This window comes from Paenibacillus liaoningensis, from assembly GCF_059609455.1.
In genome coordinates, this window is record NZ_JCAALU010000014.1 from 15,016 (window position 1) to 31,379 (window position 16,364).

17 protein-coding genes are annotated in these 16,364 nt (G+C 48.1%); 11 read left to right on the forward strand and 6 right to left on the reverse strand.

From position 1 onward, the window contains the following. Position 1: 1 nt before the first annotated feature. The 10 genes from AC6B99_RS21560 (at position 2) to AC6B99_RS21605 (ending at position 13,289) form a co-directional block, all read left to right on the forward strand. A complete protein-coding gene (locus tag AC6B99_RS21560; protein ID WP_056029233.1) occupies positions 2-1,021 on the forward strand; it encodes a cysteine synthase family protein in 1,020 nt (339 codons plus the stop codon). 21 nt (positions 1,022-1,042) lie between these two features. Continuing rightward, entirely contained in the window at positions 1,043-1,699 is a 657-nt protein-coding gene (pyrE, locus tag AC6B99_RS21565; RefSeq protein WP_496664215.1) for an orotate phosphoribosyltransferase, read from the forward strand. A gap of 186 nt (positions 1,700-1,885) precedes the next feature. Beyond that, entirely contained in the window at positions 1,886-3,076 is a 1,191-nt protein-coding gene (locus AC6B99_RS21570; RefSeq protein WP_494858431.1) for an MFS transporter, read from the forward strand. 131 nt (positions 3,077-3,207) lie between these two features. Next, on the forward strand, positions 3,208-4,002 hold the full coding sequence (locus AC6B99_RS21575; RefSeq protein ID WP_494858433.1) for a Cof-type HAD-IIB family hydrolase: 795 nt from the start codon (positions 3,208-3,210) through the stop codon (positions 4,000-4,002). Positions 4,003-4,290: 288 nt separating this feature from the next. Beyond that, positions 4,291-5,244 (forward strand): ABC transporter permease, encoded by a 954-nt coding sequence (locus tag AC6B99_RS21580; protein ID WP_177217903.1) that lies wholly within the window; start codon positions 4,291-4,293, stop codon positions 5,242-5,244. Between the two features lie 27 nt (positions 5,245-5,271). Continuing rightward, the gene (locus AC6B99_RS21585; protein ID WP_099519744.1) at positions 5,272-6,171 is read left to right on the forward strand and encodes a carbohydrate ABC transporter permease; all 900 of its coding nucleotides are present in this window, start codon (positions 5,272-5,274) and stop codon (positions 6,169-6,171) included. 108 nt (positions 6,172-6,279) lie between these two features. Continuing rightward, the gene (locus AC6B99_RS21590; RefSeq protein WP_496664216.1) at positions 6,280-8,067 is read left to right on the forward strand and encodes a type 2 periplasmic-binding domain-containing protein; all 1,788 of its coding nucleotides are present in this window, start codon (positions 6,280-6,282) and stop codon (positions 8,065-8,067) included. A 315-nt stretch (positions 8,068-8,382) separates the two neighbouring features. Then, positions 8,383-10,137 (forward strand): sensor histidine kinase, encoded by a 1,755-nt coding sequence (locus tag AC6B99_RS21595; RefSeq protein ID WP_056029215.1) that lies wholly within the window; start codon positions 8,383-8,385, stop codon positions 10,135-10,137. Further along, entirely contained in the window at positions 10,130-11,551 is a 1,422-nt protein-coding gene (locus AC6B99_RS21600; protein WP_496664217.1) for a response regulator transcription factor, read from the forward strand. The genes AC6B99_RS21595 and AC6B99_RS21600 overlap by 8 nt, the downstream gene beginning before the upstream one ends. Before the next feature lie 61 nt (positions 11,552-11,612). Beyond that, positions 11,613-13,289: an extracellular solute-binding protein gene (locus AC6B99_RS21605; protein WP_056029208.1), complete on the forward strand. Its 1,677-nt coding sequence runs from the start codon at positions 11,613-11,615 to the stop codon at positions 13,287-13,289. A 160-nt stretch (positions 13,290-13,449) separates the two neighbouring features. On the opposite strand, the gene AC6B99_RS21610 is transcribed toward AC6B99_RS21605, so the two are convergent. The 6 genes from AC6B99_RS21610 to AC6B99_RS21635 form a co-directional block, all read right to left on the reverse strand. Further along, positions 13,450-13,542 (reverse strand): dihydroorotate dehydrogenase, encoded by a 93-nt coding sequence (locus AC6B99_RS21610; RefSeq protein WP_099521728.1) that lies wholly within the window; start codon positions 13,540-13,542, stop codon positions 13,450-13,452. A 245-nt stretch (positions 13,543-13,787) separates the two neighbouring features. Then, the gene (locus AC6B99_RS21615; RefSeq protein WP_494878046.1) at positions 13,788-14,246 is read right to left on the reverse strand and encodes a spore germination protein GerPE; all 459 of its coding nucleotides are present in this window, start codon (positions 14,244-14,246) and stop codon (positions 13,788-13,790) included. Further along, the gene (locus AC6B99_RS21620; protein WP_056029200.1) at positions 14,243-14,458 is read right to left on the reverse strand and encodes a spore germination protein GerPD; all 216 of its coding nucleotides are present in this window, start codon (positions 14,456-14,458) and stop codon (positions 14,243-14,245) included. Before AC6B99_RS21620 ends, AC6B99_RS21615 begins: the two co-directional genes overlap by 4 nt. Further along, positions 14,451-15,110, reverse strand: coding sequence for a spore germination protein GerPC (gene gerPC / locus AC6B99_RS21625; protein WP_496664218.1), 660 nt, complete (start codon positions 15,108-15,110; stop codon positions 14,451-14,453). The genes AC6B99_RS21620 and gerPC overlap by 8 nt, the downstream gene beginning before the upstream one ends. Positions 15,111-15,128: 18 nt before the next feature. Then, on the reverse strand, positions 15,129-15,332 hold the full coding sequence (locus tag AC6B99_RS21630; RefSeq protein WP_046229874.1) for a spore germination protein GerPB: 204 nt from the start codon (positions 15,330-15,332) through the stop codon (positions 15,129-15,131). Continuing rightward, positions 15,329-15,568, reverse strand: a complete 240-nt coding sequence (locus AC6B99_RS21635) for a spore germination protein (protein WP_056029193.1) — start codon at positions 15,566-15,568, stop codon at positions 15,329-15,331. The genes AC6B99_RS21630 and AC6B99_RS21635 overlap by 4 nt, the downstream gene beginning before the upstream one ends. 219 nt (positions 15,569-15,787) lie before the next feature. Between AC6B99_RS21635 and AC6B99_RS21640 the strand changes: the two genes are divergently transcribed. After that, positions 15,788-16,222 carry an Hsp20/alpha crystallin family protein gene (locus AC6B99_RS21640; RefSeq protein WP_056029191.1) on the forward strand — a complete coding sequence of 145 codons (435 nt, stop codon included), beginning with the start codon at positions 15,788-15,790 and terminating at the stop codon, positions 16,220-16,222. Positions 16,223-16,364 lie beyond the last annotated feature (142 nt).

The following is a 16,364-nucleotide window of genomic DNA, read 5'->3' on the forward strand; positions in this document are numbered from 1 at the left end:
AATGATATATAACAATATTACGGAATGCATCGGAAATACGCCGGTTCTAGCTCTAGCTGATGATTTAGTTCCTAAGGGCAAAAGACTATATTTAAAGCTGGATTATTTTAATCCCAATTTTAGCATCAAGGATCGAACGGCTCTTGGCTTAGTGAAATCGGCTCTTGCTTCAGGAAAATTAAATCATGACAGTATATTAGTAGAATCTACCTCAGGCAATCTTGGGAAATCTCTGGCTATGCTAGGGGCTGTGTATGGGTTTCGGGTCATTATTGTTGTTGATCCAAAAGTAAGCGAAAGCTTGCTTAGGTGGTACCAGGCTTATGGGGCAGAAATCAGCATGGTCACTTCACCAGCAGCGGATGGCGGCTTTCAACGAGCGAGGCTGAACCGGGTTCAGGAGCTGCTTCAACAATTTCCTAATGCTTACTGGACAAACCAATATGATAATCCGCAAAATCCGCAATATCATTCTCAAACGACCGCATTGGAAATCGTGGATTTGCCGGTAGATTCTATTATTGGCGCAGTCAGCACAGGCGGGCATCTGTGCGGAATTGGGAAATATGTGAAAGAGCAGCGGCCGGATGTGAAAATTGTTGCTTGCGATGTAGCGGGTTCGGCTGTGTTCCGAGAAAAATTTTCTCCTTATTTGATTAATGGTGTAGGACTAAGCTGGAGAAGCGATAATACAGATATTTCAGTGTTGGATCAGGTGTGCATTGCCAGCGACCAGGAAGCGATATCGATGTGTCGTTTGCTTGCTCGACATCATGGTATTTTAATAGGGGGATCTGGCGGCTTGACGGTAGTAGCGGCTTTGGCTTGGCTGAATAATAGTGATTCACAAGCTGCTGTTGCGATTATCCCGGATACGGGCATCAATTATTTGGACCAGTTTTACGATGACGAATGGCTTGTTGAAAAAAATATAACGCTGCTTGATCGCTCTGAGCTGCAGCAAACGATTCAAAATAAAACGTTTGATTCATTACAAATGAAATCGAATGTTTTATCCTAAACGTTAATTTAGAGATGGAAGGTGAATGAGCTGCGAGATATTAGTAAGGAATTTGCAAAGTTTATAGTCGATGATGGCATCATTAAATTTGGTGAATTCACATTGAAATCGGGAAGATTAAGCCCATACTTTTTTAATTTTGGTTCCTTCAATGATTCTGCGATGTTAGCGCGGCTGGGAAGCTTCTATGCAGATACGATTGTGAAGGAACAGATACCATTCGATATTATTTTTGGGCCCGCCTACAAAGGTATACCGATAGCGTTAACTACAGCACTGGCCTTGCATAATAACGATGCCATTAATGTTGGTTTCGCCTTCAATCGCAAGCTGCAGAAGCAATACGGCGAGGGCGGAAATATCATTGGCGCATCCCTTGCTGGCAAAAAAATTCTTGCGGTCGATGATGTGCTTACATCAGGCAGAACGATTAAAGAGACGAAGCAGCTCATCGAAAGCGAGGGAGGCCAATTAACGGCATTTCTAGTTGCGTTGGATAGAGAAGAAAAAGGCTCCGAAACGGCATTATCCGCATTGGAGGAAGCAAGCAAAGCCTATAATGTGAACATATACGTCGTAGCTCGTATAACAGATGTTGTAGCCTACATGTCCGATGCTGCCGATAAAGAGCAGCATGTGACAAAAATTAAGGAATATCTAAATGTGTATGGGAAATAAGGAATTAAATGAAAAGAAGTCATTTCAGCCTAAAATTGGCTTCTTTTTTTTAAATATAGGAAAGTATATCATTTCGTTATCCTTTCTCTATATTCCACTCTCGAAACGAAAGCTTTGCCGCCAGAGGACGGCAAAGCCGTTTGCGCTTGTGCAGTAAGACAAACTAGCATAGGATAGAGGTTGACAATGGGTAGAGTAATGATGCAAATTAAAGCTTTAAATTTTTTAGTTTTTTCGACCTTCGCAATTTTGCTTCCTTATCTTCCGTTACTGCTTTCAGAGAGAGGCTTTAGCATCGCTCAAATTGGGCTGCTGCTTATGGTAGGCCCTTTCTTTGCAATTTTTCTTCAGCCCATTGTAGGTTACATTAGTGATAAATGGCATGCAGTAAAACGGATTTTATTGCTTTTATGGGGCTTGACAGGAATAAGTGCAGTTGGTTTGTTTTATATAAGCAGCAAGCTGTTGTCGGTTGTTTTTGTCGTTTCTTTATTTATGTTTTTCCTTTCCGCCATTCCATTGGTAGATACGCTGACTGTGAAAATGGCTGAAAAATTCAAAAGTACATACAGTACGATCCGATTGTGGGGCTCTATCGGCTTTTGTATGGTCGCTGTATTTCTTGGCGCTTATTTTGAACGTATCGGAGGATTAGACGCATTAATTAAAATCTATTTTCCTATTTGGCTTGCCGCCATCGTTATATTATTTAATTTAAATGAAGTAGACGGACAGGAGAGCAGCCGATTTCATTGGAAAGACCTCGTACAGTTAATAGGCAATAAAAAAATATTTGTCTTTTTGATTTTTTTATTGTTTTTAGCGGTGCCCCACCGAATGAATGATGCTTTATTCTCCATATACTTTAAAGAAATCGGCGCAAGTGATTCTATGATTTCATGGGCTTGGGCCATCATTGGCTTGAGCGAGATCATAGGTTTTTATATGTCGGCTAAACTATTGAAAAGGTTCCATCCCTTAAAGTTGATCATTGTGGCGTCTTTATTTTATATCATTCGATGGGTTTGTTATGTGTATACGACCGAGCCTTATATCATTTTAGCGTTGCAGTTGTTTCAAGCGATAACCTACAGCCTATTTTGGGCATCAGCCGTAAATTATATGGTTTTAGTGGTGCCTAAAGCATTTAGAACAACATCCCAATCGCTGCTGGCTATGATTTTTTTAGGCGTATCAGGCATTTTGGGAGGGTCCATAGGCGGTGCGGTTCAGCAAAATTACGGCGGGAATTATATGTATGTGTTTGCTGCATGTTCCGTGTTTATCGCTTTGATTGGCTTTTTCGCTTTAAGAAAACAAGTGGATTCAGGCAGCATCCCCTCCAAGACGGAGGTAAAGGAGAAGTATGCAGGCTGATTTAATAATAGTGGAAATTTATGAAATTTTTATATATAATAGTCAAGCGCAAATGGAAGCTCGAGGGCGCATTGGCAAGCCAGAGATGTGCACAATGGAAATAAGGACTAACTGGAGGGAATTTTTCAGCCATGTATAAGTTAATCGCAATTGATATGGACGGCACCTTATTAAATGATCATCATATGATTTCTGAAAAAAGTATAAACATCATTAAGGAGCTTTCCTCGTCAGGCTCAGAAGTCGTATTATGTACCGGCAGAGGGCCGACAAGCACAAAATTTTATACGGACATCATTGGCATAAATGGTGTGGGCATCACGTTCAATGGAGCGATTACGATTGATTTTGGAAGTAATCAAATTATTAATCAATATGCGATAAATGCCCCGCAGCTTGAAAGCTTTATGAGCTATTGCCGAAAACACCAAATTCATTTTGATATTAATACGCCGTTTGATCTTTATGTAGATAAAGTAGAGCAGATGAGTAAAGAAATAGGCGATATATACGCCAGTTTTTATATTCATCCTAGAACGCTCCCGCAATTTGATCGTCTGGCAGATCCGTTAATAAAATTCACTTGTATCGGTACAAGTGAGCAATTAAATCAATTGCAAATTGATTTAAGCCTGTTGAGCCAGGAGCTCAATATTACAAGATCGGCGGATACCTTTATAGATGTTTTGAATATTCAAGCTGATAAGGGTAATGCCTTGAAAAACTTAGCCGAGCTGAGGGGGATAAAGAAAGAGGAAATTTTAGCGATTGGAAACTACTATAATGATATAACGATGCTAGAATCTGCTGGGCTTGGTATCGCGATGGATAATTCTCCGGAAGAGTTAAAGCTTTTGGCAGACGATATTACGTTGTCAAATAATGAGGATGGTGTGTACCACGCCTTGCAAAAATATTGTTTTTAAAATTTTCAAGCCACATGGGAGTGTAAAACGCCATGTGGTTTTTTATTTTGTCGGCAGGCCAGGTAGGAAAAGGTAAGAATTTGGTTCACTGCAGGGGGAATTTCGTGCAAATATCCCAAACGACTTTCTCTCGAGCTGAAACAGCTGTCACTCTCTGCTGAAGTGCTATTCACGCTAAACTAAAGGCAAGATCAACCGCTGGGTACTGGTGGATTCATTTTCGAGTAAGCGCTTACTCGAAGCGGGAAGCCTGGCATGCGGTTGCGACATCTTTACAGGAGGGATTACATGAAGGCGGCTATCCGTCCGCAAAGCTCGATGTCTCGGCGAAGCGGCAGCTTGATACCGGACAAATTCCGTTTATTTTTATTTGCCTCTCCGTTCCTCGTGCTGATTTTATTGTTTAGCTACTTTCCGCTATACGGCTGGTTATATTCCTTCTACAATTATCGGCCAGGTTTTCCGTTATCGGAGACGCCGTTCGTCGGCCTGCAATGGTTTAAGGCGATTTTCTCCAACCCGACCCAGACGCAAGAGGTCATGCGGGTGATGCGCAATACGCTTGCGATGAGTACACTCGGCATTTTAACGTCGGTGTTCCCCGTTATTTTTGCTATTATGCTCACTGAAATTCGTACAACCTGGTATAAGAAAACGGTACAGGTGCTCACGACGCTGCCCAATTTCATCAGCTGGGTGCTTGTTTATTCGATAGCCTTCATGATGTTTTCGGTAGATAGCGGCGTCGTCAATAAATGGATGATTGCCCTAGGTTTTCAGGAAATGGGCATTAACTATTTGGCGCAGGACGACCACACTTGGCTGGCGATGACGCTGTGGGGCTTGTGGAAAGGGCTGGGCTGGGGAGCCATTATGTATATCGCAGCCATTTCCTCCATTGACCAGGAGCAATATGATGCGGCAAAGGTAGATGGTGCGGGCCGTTTCCGGATGATCTGGCATATTACCGTTCCGGGGCTGATGCCGACGTACTTTGTACTGCTGCTGCTTTCCATCGCTAATTTCATTAACAACGGCATGGAGCAATTTTTCGTCTTCCAAAATGCGATTAACAAAGATCATATCGAGGTGCTTGACCTGTACGTGTACAACACGGGAATGCTCGGCTTCAACTTCTCGTTTGCAACGGCGATCAGCATGCTCAAATCGATTATAAGCATTGTCTTGCTGTTTTTCGCTAATCAGTTATCCAAAATCGTCCGCGGGGAATCGATCATCTAACTTGAACGAGAGGAAAGGAGGAGGCGCATGCATACGCAACGCCGGCTTGGGGACTGGTTGTTCCATATTTGCAACTATGGATTTTTCACCTTGTTTACGCTGCTTTGCCTGTTTCCCTTTTATTACCTGTTTATTAATACGATCAGCAGCAACGATCTTAGCGCCAGGGGACTGGTTACCCTGTACCCGAAAATGATTCATTTTGACAATTATATTCAGGTGCTGCAATTAAAGGGCTTGGCGCAGGCGGCACTTGTATCGGGCGGCAGAACGATTATTGGCACGCTGCTCACCGTCGCGGCTTCGGCCTTTCTCGGTTATTTATTTACGAAGCGCAAAATGTGGGCCAGAAGCTTCTGGTACCGTTTTGTCATCATCACAATGTATTTTAATGCGGGCATCATTCCGTGGTACATCATTATGATGAAGCTGAATATGACGAACAACTTTTGGGCTTATATTTTGCCAGCGGTCGTTTCGCCGTTTTATGTCATTCTCGTCAAAACGTTCGTGGAATCGATACCGGATGTGCTGGAGGAGTCGGCGGAAATGGATGGGGCGGGCTATATCATTATTTTCACCAAAATCATTATGCCGCTCATTACGCCGATTGCGGCGACCATCGCGATTTTTTCAGCGGTCAGCCAGTGGAACTCCTTTATCGATACCGTGTTCCTGATGACGAACAGCAAGCTGTTTACGCTGCAATTTGTACTGTACAAGTATTTGAACGAGTCGACCTCGCTCGCCGCGATTATTCGCAATTCCCAAGGCGCGGTAGGCAATATCGACCTGACGAACAAGCAGACTGCGACGTCCATTCGAACGACGGTTTCGATGATTGTCGTGCTTCCGATTTTGTTCGTATATCCGTTTTTCCAGCGGTATTTTGTCAAAGGCATTATGATTGGCGCTGTTAAAGGCTAAGAGCGGGTCGGGAATGTATTTTACCCCAGGAGTGATCTCATTGAAAGGGGGTGGCCTGCCGAAGTCGGAGGTCAAGCATAAGCATGAAAAAAAAGGGAGGCAACTGCATTGAAATCATTTCGTAAAACATTTTCCTTGCTGTTACTGGCGGCGATGCTGATCGTATCGACAGCAGCTTGTACATCGAACACGAACAATGGGCCAGGCAATACGGTTAGCACGGCACCATCAGCTGGAGGAGCAACCGAGACGGCAGGCAGCAGCCAGCAAGAAGAAATTACGCTTGATGTGTTCTCGATGCTGTCCAATTTCTCGGGCGAACAGACGGGCTGGTTTGCCAAAGTCATTAAAGATAAATTCAATATTAATTTGAACATTATTGCTTCGAACCTCGAAGGCGGCGGCGACGTCAAATTCGCCACGATGATGGCGGCAGGCAATCTTGGCGATTTAGTTATTTTCGGCGATGATGGCCAGAAGTATTTGGATTCAATCAAAGCAGGCATGCTGGTGGATTGGACGAAGGATGGTTTGCTGGACAGCAAGGGCCAAAATATTTTGAAATACGCTCCGAAGGCGATTGAGAAAAATAAAGCGAACTTTGGCGGCGGTTCCAGCGTCTACGGCATCGGCTTTGATGTTGGCGACGACAAGCCGGGCCCATCCGAGGCGAAGGATTTGACCTACAACCCGAATTTGCGCTGGGACTTGTATGAGAAGCTGGGCAGACCGGAAATCAATTCGATGGAAGATTATTTGCCCGTGCTCAAGCAAATGCAGGAGCTGGAGCCGAAAAGCGAATCCGGGCGACCAACTTATGCATTCTCGATGTGGGCGGATTGGGATGGCAATATGATGGTGCTGACGAAAGCATGGGCAGGCATTCACGGCTTTGACGAAGGCGACGGCTTTAATCCTGGCGGCTTCTCGCTCGTTTCGGCCGACAAGGACGAATATCAAGGCGTGCTGGATGAAGATGGCTATTATATGCGCGGACTCAAGCTTTATTTTGACGCCAATCAAATGGGACTTGTTGACCCAGATTCCATGACGCAGAAGTTTGAGGATGTTGTGAACAAAATGAAGGACGGCCAGCTGCTGTTCACCTTCTTCCCATGGCTCGATGATACGTACAATACCGCTGAGCATATGGCAGCAGGAAAAGGCTTTGCACTCGTTCCGTTCAAGGATGAGCGGACGTTCTCTTATGGCTATGACCCCTATGGAGGCAACCGCGTTTGGGCGATTGGCTCAAAAACGAAGCACCCCGATCGCGTTCTGGAGCTCATCGATTGGTTGTACAGCCCAGAAGGCAATATGATTTCCTCCAATGGACCAGAAGGTCTTAACTGGGAGCTGAAGGATGGAAAGCCGGTTCTGACTGCATTCGGCGAGCAGGCTCTGCCAGCAAATGATACAGCAGTACCAGAGGAGTTTGGCGGCGGTACGTGGAAGGATGGCATGAGCCAGCTGAACAATTCTACTTTCAAAAATACGAATATTAATCCCGACAATGGCGAGCCTTACGATTATAATCTATGGCAGTCAACGCTTGAGAAATCGCCAACGAAGCTTGATCAAGACTGGAGAGCTGCGATGGGCGGCGCTCTGACGGCTAAGGATTATTTGGAGAAAAATAATCAGCTTGCCATCATGCGTCCGCTGTTCACTGGCACGCCGCCTTCCGTCATCAGCGATGAGCTGGAGCAGAAGCGCGGCCAAGTGGCACAGGTAATCAAGCAATTTTCGTGGAAAATGATTTTTGCAAAAAATGAAGCTGAATTCAATAAGCTGCGCCAGGAAATGCTCGATAAGGCGAAAGGCCTTGGCTATGATGACGTGCTGGCGTGGAACGTTGAGCAAAATAAGAAAGTATTCGGCTATCGCAAGCAGTAGGCAATAGGGTAATAAGCAGAGGCAATAGCAGCATAGAATCTAAAGGTTTTAGGATCTCATTGTTGAATAGCTCATAGCCCCGCCAACTGGCGGGGCTAATTACGTCCTGCGGCAAACTCGGGCTTGAACGCTCCATGATTGAATGGGACCACGACTAAATCCGGTGGCAAAGAAAATCGCGAAAAGCGTCCATTCCCCCCTTGCATAAATGGCAAGCCAATCGTAAGATAATAACAAGATTTTCTAACTATAGTAAATGAACGTAAAAATATAGCACTGTCAGCGACATGTCCGAAAGAGAGGGATCAGCCCGCGATGTCAGCACAACAGCCGGTGCTTCACAACCGCTTTGCGGCCCGTTCCTTGCGGCGCACCTTAATTTTTTATGTGATGCTGGGCTGCCTGCTGCCGCTCGTTCTGGTCGGCTTTCTGACGTATTCCTCCATCTATGCGATCTTCTCCAACAAAATTCAAAGCGGAATTAGCGCCAGCCTGGGCCAAGAGGCGGTAAATCTTGAAAACGCTATCAATAATCTTGACTTTGCCTCCAAGCAATTTGCGCTCGATGGCCAAATCGTAGATGAGGTTTCTGAATTTTTGCAGGAGCGGCAAATTTCACGCAAATCCCAAATGATGACCGCCATTGATCAGAAAATCAATCTCGTTAATTTCACGAACCCTTATTTGGGCTTGACCGCTTACATTATGCCAGGCGAAGAAAACCCGGTGTTGTTTTCCAATTTGGCAATGAATCCGAACTTTGACAGCGAAGCGCTGCCCTTGTTTATTCATTATAATGGCGCGGATTATTATGGGCCGCATCCAACGCAGTACAGCTCCAGCAGCAATATGGTGTTCTCCGAGCAGCGCATCGTTCGGGTAGGCGGCGAGCATAAGCTATATATTTATTTGGAAACGAATTACAATTTATTTCGCAGTATTTTGCAGCAGCAGACCTACGGTATGAAGGTTACACATGTGCTCGTCAATGAGCAGGGCAGCATGACGTATATGGAGGACGAGAGCATGCCGATGCAGGTGCGGGACGCGGTAGATGCCGGTTTTCCCGAACTGCATAAGGAGGTGGCGGATTATCATTTGTTCCGTTATCCAAGCGCCCAAGGCTGGCAGCTTATAGCCGTCGTCAGCAAATCGGCCTTTAACAGCGAAATGTATGCCTGGCTGGGCAAAATGCTCGTGCTGGCTTGCTCCACACTCGTCTTTGCGCTGCTGCTGGCGCTGTTCATTTGGAAGCAAATTTATCGGCCGCTGCGCAAGGTCAATGTAGAAATTGTGCGCATGGCGGAAAATCGCACAAGCCCAGTTTCTTTTACCAATGTCGAGGAGTTCGACTTCGTGCTTAATAATTTTCAAAATATGAAAACGACGATTAATGATTTGATTGCTGAGGTTGCCAACAAGGAAAAGCAAAAAGGACAATTCGAAATTGAAAAGCTGCTGAGCCAGATTAATCCGCATTTTTTGCATAATACGCTCAATACGGTACAGTGGCTGGCCCGGATGAACGGGCAGAAGGAAATTGATAAGCTGGTCACGCTGCTCGTCAAGGTGCTGCATTATAATTTGGGCAAGCAAAGCTTGATCGTAACCGTTGATGAAGAGATTGAAGCGATGACGAATTATATGGAGCTGCAGCGCATTCGTTATGATTATGAATTTGAATTTCAGCTCAACGTTGCCGATGAGGTGCTGCAGGTTGCGGTTCCGCGTTTTCTGCTGCAGCCGCTCGTCGAAAATGCCATTTACCACGGGATGAGCGACCGTACTGGGCGCATCGTTATTACAATTGAGCCTGTTGGCCTCGCGGAGATGCTGCTGCGGGTAGAGGACAATGGCTCCGGCATTGAGCCGGAGACGATTGCAAAGCTGCTGTCTGGTGACGACAGCAAGGCGAAGCGCGGGCTTGGCATTGGGCTGTCCTATGTGAACCGAATGCTGCGGCAATTTTATAATGGGCAGATGCAGTTTCGCATTGAGAGCGAGCTGGGTCAAGGAACGGTAGTGACCATCGTGATTCCACGTAAAGCGAAGGAGGAGTTCGATGATTAAAGCGATTGTAGTCGATGATGAGCGCTTGGTGCGCAAAGGCTTTATTTCGTTGTTCGACTGGTCAATGTTCGGCATTTCGATCGTTGGCGAGGCGGGGGATGGGAAAGCAGCGCTTGAGCTATTGGAGCATACGGAGGTTGATCTCGTATTCACCGATATAACGATGCCACAGTTATCCGGCTTTGAGCTGATCGAGCAAATTAAGCAGCGCTTTCCCACTATTCGCAGCGTCGTGCTGACCTGCCATCATGAGTTTGATTATGTCCAGGAGGCGCTGCGGCTGGGAGCCATTGATTATATTGTGAAGACGCTGCTCGAGCCTGATAAAGCGGATGAAGTGATGCAAAGAATCGTTCAGCGCTTTCGGTGGGAAAACAGCTTTCGCTCGGGGGCGGAGCTGAGCTCCGCAGCGGAGCGGATGAAGGCGGATGCCGCGCTGGTGTGTTATCCGCTAGAGGAAGGGGCAGGGAAAGACGAGCTGTGCCGGCTGCCTGTCTTGAAAAATTTTACGCTGCTTGAGCTGAAAGGGCTATGGCTGATCCCGCTGCCGCATCTGACCCCAGATTCCGAATGGCAGCGTGAGGTGGCGCAGCTGTTAAAGGGCCGATTTCATTATGCTGTCGTTACAGGGCTGCAAGAGAAGGAGCTGGCTGATGTGAAGCGTTTGCTGGAGGAGCGCTTTGCTGCCGTAATGTTTTATAAGGCGTCCGGCCAGCATGACAGAATTCAAATGGGCTTTGGCGAGCTTCAGCAGTTTACGGCATCCACTGATCAGGAGGCTCAGCTTCTGCTGCTTGATGCTGATATGGCTGTTTTGCGCTGGGCGCTATACCCCGCTGCATGGGAAACGTTCATAAGCCGTTTGGAGCGGCTGCGGGCTAGCGAGGAGCAGCTGGTGCAATGGGGGCAAAGCTTATGCCAAAGCTGGGCCGCACTTCTCATGCAGCCAAGTGAGGCGGAAGGGCTTCGCGCGGAGCTAGGGCGTTCGCGTTGCTGGCAGGACTTTAAAAGCTGGCTGCGTCGCTTCTCGGATTATGCCCAGCGCAGAATGCTTGCGCTGTCGCTTTCCAAAGAGGTGTTTCAGTGCATGCTGCGTGCAACGGTCTATATTCGCCGCGAAGCGGCCGGCAAGCTTAATCAGGTTGATGTGGCGGATTATGTGAAAATGAGCCGGAGCTATTTTAGCGGCTGCTTTGCCCGTTTTGCCGGGATGCCCTTTGGCGTTATGCTTCGCGGCATAAGAATGGAGCGTGCGAAAGAATTGCTGCTCACGACAGAAATGCCCGTCTACGAAATTGCTTGCGCTGTAGGCTTTGAGGATGATAAATATTTCAGCAAGCTGTTCCGCGAGCTGGTAGGCAGCCTGCCTAGCGAGTTCCGTGCCGAGCGAGTGCGTATGGGCGGTTATTATTAGCATACAAAGAGCAAGCGGCGGTTGAGACGGCGGCAATCCAAGGGGAAATGGAGGGGGAGCAATGAAAGCGAGAGTAGCTTTGCTTATAATGGCTGTGCTGCTGCTGACCGGCGCGTGTACAGGCAATAATAGCCCAGCGCAGATGAGCGGCTTGCAAGGGGATGAACGGGCAGACAGCAGCGCGGAGCCACTCGCTTATGGAAGCATGCCAGAGCGGGTCAGCGTTCGGGTAGGGTTCAAAATACCCGAATCCCGCTTATCCGGCAGCGACACTAATGACAACAACCCCATTTCCCGCTACTTGGATCAATTGACGAATATAAAGGTGGTTCATGCTTGGGAAGCGAAGGGTGACGATGCCTTTGAGCAAAAAATCAGCTTTGCCATTGCAAGCAACGATATGCCGGATGCAATGGTCGTTGACCGCGCCCAACTGCGGAAGCTTATCGACAACGACATGATTCAGGATTTAACGGGTACGTATGCGGCATACAGCTCCAAGCTGGTACGCGATATTTATGCTTCATCTGGCGGCAAGGCGCTGGAGGAGGCTTCGCGTGATGGCAAGCTTTACGGCCTGCCCAATGTGGCAATTGAGATGGATGCGGTCACCTTGCTATGGGTGCGCCAGGATTGGCTGGATCGTCTAGGGCTGGAGCCGCCGAAGACGCTTCGCGATATTGAAGAGGTCGCCCGAGCCTTCGTACAGCGTGACCCTGATGGCGACGGAAAGGCGAATACCGTCGGTATAGCCGGCGACAAAATTGTCGTATTCGGGCAGAAGCCGAATCCAAGCGGCTTTGATTCTATTTTTCATTCGTTCCATGCGTTTCCGAAAAATTGGACGAGGGATACAGATGGCAATGTTGTATACGGCTCGATTACACCGGAGAGCAAAGCTGCGCTCGGCCAGCTGGCCGATTGGTACAAGCAAGGGCTGATCGACAAACAGTTTGTGCTGTATCGGGAGTCGGAGGAGCCGATTGTGGATGGCAGAGCAGGGATGTTTTTTGGGCCGTGGTGGATGCCTTATTGGCCGCTATCAGAGGCAGTAGCCCAGAATACGAAAGCAGAGTGGCGCGCTTATGCGGCTCCGGTTGATGCGAACGGGGAGTATGTGACACATACCGCACCGGTAACGGATCGTTATCTCGTTGTGCGTAAAGGCTATGAGCATCCTGAGGCGGTCGTTAAGCTGCTCAATGTATTTACCCGCCTGGAGCGGCGGCTAGACCCGAACATTCAGGAAACCCAATGGCTGGATGAATATGCATCCCAGTCCGGCGTGCAACTGCGCCATTATTATCCGTTCGACCTGCTGCTTGATTATTCGGATGCGGTAGACAACCGTTATGATAAGTTGCAAGGCGTGCTGGAAGGCAAGCTTGACCCATCGACGCTTGATCCTGACTCTTACCAGCTGTATGAAATGACGGAAACCGAGCATCAGAACCCGAAGAAAAATTTGGATGCATGGAAGCCCGCAGCAGCTTACGAATATGGCGTCGGTGTCATTCGAAAAACACCCATGATTAAAGTAAACAGCGTTTTCTACGGCGCAACACCAGCGATGGGCACAAAATGGGCCGCACTGGAGCAGCTGGAGAACGAGACCTATTTGAAAATCATTGTTGGCGACCAAAGCTTGGACAGCTTTGATGAATTCGTCAAGCAGTGGCGCCTGCAGGGCGGGGATGAGATCACGAAAGAGATTGCGGCGCGTGTTTCCGAGGAATAGTTATCCATGCACGGGCAATAACCGGCAGGGCCCCATGCCCCCTGCCGGTTATTGCCGTGTCTGTATCCTCCTACCCCTTTATTGCTAGTGCTGCTTAAATGAAGCTGGCTTTAAAGCAAGCCATATCAATATGCGCTAACGTGCAATGGTGTGAATAAGCTTAGAAGCAGAAGGTACGCAAGATGATAACTAGCAAAATAAAGAGAACGAGAATTGTGCCCGTATTTGTCCAACAACTGTTGGCACCCGCGATTGGACCGCAACCTACGTTAGCGCCTGCTACAGGGTATCCCACTATTAACAACCTCCTGAATGGTTTTGTTAGTGTGAAGCTTTTGTTCACATGGTTAATGTATGCCGGAGGCGTGTGGAAAAATTGGACGTTTGTACCGTCACATTCGCATTTCAGCTAATGCCTAGTTGAAAAAACGGAAGCTTGGCAAGGGCATATTGCCTTGCGGGTATTTCGTACAGCACAGCTGTTTACTATGCTGCCATTCATCTATACAGCGCAGGCTTGACCGGAGGAAGCGGGCAGCCGATGCCTGGTACTGGAATAGGACGCTTGAACTGGCGAATATGTTTAATCCGCGATTCGGCGATCGTTTCCATCGCATTTCCCGCTTGTACGCTCGATGATGAGCCCATAGCAATAATATAAACGCAGCCCACTACGATGCGCGGACAATGATTGGTACGCTTAATATGGATGATGTCTTTAGCTGGGCCATCAAAATCATCAAATATTGGAAACGACTGGGTGAATAAATCATATGATTCAAAATAAACATCGCCCGCCCGAGTGTGGTCAATTTCCCGCTGCAACGCAAGCGCACGAAGCTTCGGCGTCGATTGCCCGCGATCTCCGAGCTGGACGATGGCCGCTCCCGAGGCGCTGATAATCGTCAAACCGCCAACCTCAGCCGTACGAATCGGGTAGTCGAGCGGGAAGCTCATTCCGAGCCTTCCCCTTCCGCGCTGCTGGCGCCACCTGGTTCTGGAAAAGGTGCGAGAGGACCAACGATTACGGATTCAGGCGGTGTATCAAAAATGGAATAAAGCGTAACATAGTCGCTATCGCCGATTTGAAAATGCGATGCGCTGGATATGCCAAGTATGTCAACTTTACCAACGCTTAGGCAATCATTGTGTACGACAAATTTAATCATGGGCTTTCCTTACGCCTCCATTCTGTAATTGCTGCATATATTGAAGCATTGCCGCATCGGCATCGCGAGCGGTTTTGGCGAACACCTCGGCTCGGTTTTGCTGGGCAGCGGTTTCCTCGCTAACCCCATCCTGGCGGGGCAGTGACCTAGCGTAATATTGGATGCGGGCAGGCATTTGACTGCGGATATCGGACAGAATGAGTCTGCGGTGATGGGGATCAAGCGGCATGCAAAACTGTTTTTCCATTTGCATCAGCTTCTGTGCGCCTTCATTGTCGATATACTGATTCATATCATTTTGAATCGGAGCATAGGGATCTGTTGGCTGAGCTGCATCATTAGGCGGAGCGGGATAGACGAGCGGCTTGGATATGGCCATCTGCTCAATATCGCCATTCATATCCGGCGATCCCTGTGGAGTCATGCCGATATTGAGCGTGCCTTCAAGCTTTTCTACCTTCAACTGGTCAAAATGATACTGCAAATTTTCCACATTATAAGTAGGTTTCGCTTCAAGCTTTTTGAGCTGCTCGCAGATGGCCGCAAGCTGCTGCTCCAACGCGGTGATGCTTTCCTGCTGGCATTGGAGCTGCTTTGCGACGTCAAGCGACCAGGCCTGCCATGGCGACAGCTGATTCGGCTGCTGCTGCATCGTTGAAACCTCCTGTCCTTAGGTCGGATTGGGCAGCGGAACGAAGGAAAGCGGATTTTCGCCCCCCAGCTGGGCGGCTGGTCCCGTGAAGCCGCCCGTATTATACAGCTGGGACAAGGAGCGAATGGAGCCTGCGCTGCCAATTTGCAGGACAGAGCTGTTCGAAACGCTGTCCACGCGGAGCTGATGAATCGTAATCGTCTGATGAACGGTCCAATTCATACGACATTGACCCCGCTCGCAACTTCATTTTGCGAGCTGTCCTGTACGTCTGGATCAAGCGTATTCGTGGCGCTTACGGCGTTGTTTGAATTCGTCAGACTGCCGGTAAGGAAGGAGCCTGAGCCAGCATAGGTTTTGGAAGTGCTGGAGGGCGACATTTGCACGGCGTCGCCAAACTGGACGATGGAGCTGGAGCCGACGCTAACGATTTTTACGAATCCGACTATAGCGGGCATAGCAAAGACCTCCTTGCTGCTAAGCGTATGGTTGTAATATCGTATGCGGCATTCGCCCAGAGGTTCCCTGCTGGGTATATGTTGAGAACAGCGATATTTGCAAATACTGAAAAGCCATATCTCCTTTACTTTTGTTTTGCCGCAGAAGCAGCTAAAGAGGTATCCGCCTAACTGGGCGGCGCATATAGTGGAGATAGGCCGGGAGGTGGGAGGTAAACGATGGATTCTAAATGGGATGAGCTCGAACGCTGGGTAGAAGGGCAGAAGCTGCCTAAAGGCTTTGATGTGCTGCGCGAGCCGGACTGGGTGGAGCAATTTGTGCGCAAAATGATGACCAAAGCGCTGCCTGAAGCTGCCGGAGCCATTGCGGAGCAAGCTTCGCCGTACTCTTTTTCCCAGAGCGAGCAATTTATCATCGTCAAATACCCGCTTCCCGCACATGTGCGCTCGGAAGAGCTTCGTTTATGGGTAAAGGAAGACCGCCTGCGCGTTGAAGGGCTGCCCGGCAATAGGAAGGAAATGATTAAGCTGCCTGTTGGAGTGCGCCCACGCGTATGCAGAGCAATTGTGAAGGACGGCGAGCTTCGTGTGAAGCTGCGCAAGCGGCCGGTGGGGCGGAAGTATTATGAGGCGGATATTCGGTGGCAGGAGTAGAGCGGAAGAAGTATACAAGACGATTGAACCTTGCTGAACAAGTTTTCCTTGCCCGCTGCCTGAAGCTCAAGAAGAAAAGGAATGCTGGCCATGTAAAAAGATGAACGTTGTTTTTTGTCTGATACTTAGTCGATAATAAAAG

Bases quoted from the DNA above. Each gene is read 5' to 3' on its own strand.
- AC6B99_RS21630 (WP_046229874.1), bottom strand. From the start codon at position 15,332: ATGAATTGGACCGTTCATCAGACGATTACGATTCATCAGCTCCGCGTG.
- AC6B99_RS21570 (WP_494858431.1), top strand. From the start codon at position 1,886: ATGGGTAGAGTAATGATGCAAATTAAAGCTTTAAATTTTTTAGTTTTT.
- gerPC (WP_496664218.1), bottom strand. From the start codon at position 15,110: ATGCAGCAGCAGCCGAATCAGCTGTCGCCATGGCAGGCCTGGTCGCTT.
- AC6B99_RS21580 (WP_177217903.1), top strand. From the start codon at position 4,291: ATGAAGGCGGCTATCCGTCCGCAAAGCTCGATGTCTCGGCGAAGCGGC.
- AC6B99_RS21615 (WP_494878046.1), bottom strand. From the start codon at position 14,246: ATGAGCTTCCCGCTCGACTACCCGATTCGTACGGCTGAGGTTGGCGGT.
- AC6B99_RS21575 (WP_494858433.1), top strand. From the start codon at position 3,208: ATGTATAAGTTAATCGCAATTGATATGGACGGCACCTTATTAAATGAT.
- AC6B99_RS21600 (WP_496664217.1), top strand. From the start codon at position 10,130: ATGATTAAAGCGATTGTAGTCGATGATGAGCGCTTGGTGCGCAAAGGC.
- AC6B99_RS21585 (WP_099519744.1), top strand. From the start codon at position 5,272: ATGCATACGCAACGCCGGCTTGGGGACTGGTTGTTCCATATTTGCAAC.
- AC6B99_RS21635 (WP_056029193.1), bottom strand. From the start codon at position 15,568: ATGCCCGCTATAGTCGGATTCGTAAAAATCGTTAGCGTCGGCTCCAGC.
- AC6B99_RS21605 (WP_056029208.1), top strand. From the start codon at position 11,613: ATGAAAGCGAGAGTAGCTTTGCTTATAATGGCTGTGCTGCTGCTGACC.
- AC6B99_RS21620 (WP_056029200.1), bottom strand. From the start codon at position 14,458: ATGATTAAATTTGTCGTACACAATGATTGCCTAAGCGTTGGTAAAGTT.
- AC6B99_RS21640 (WP_056029191.1), top strand. From the start codon at position 15,788: ATGGATTCTAAATGGGATGAGCTCGAACGCTGGGTAGAAGGGCAGAAG.
- AC6B99_RS21595 (WP_056029215.1), top strand. From the start codon at position 8,383: ATGTCAGCACAACAGCCGGTGCTTCACAACCGCTTTGCGGCCCGTTCC.
- AC6B99_RS21560 (WP_056029233.1), top strand. From the start codon at position 2: ATGATATATAACAATATTACGGAATGCATCGGAAATACGCCGGTTCTA.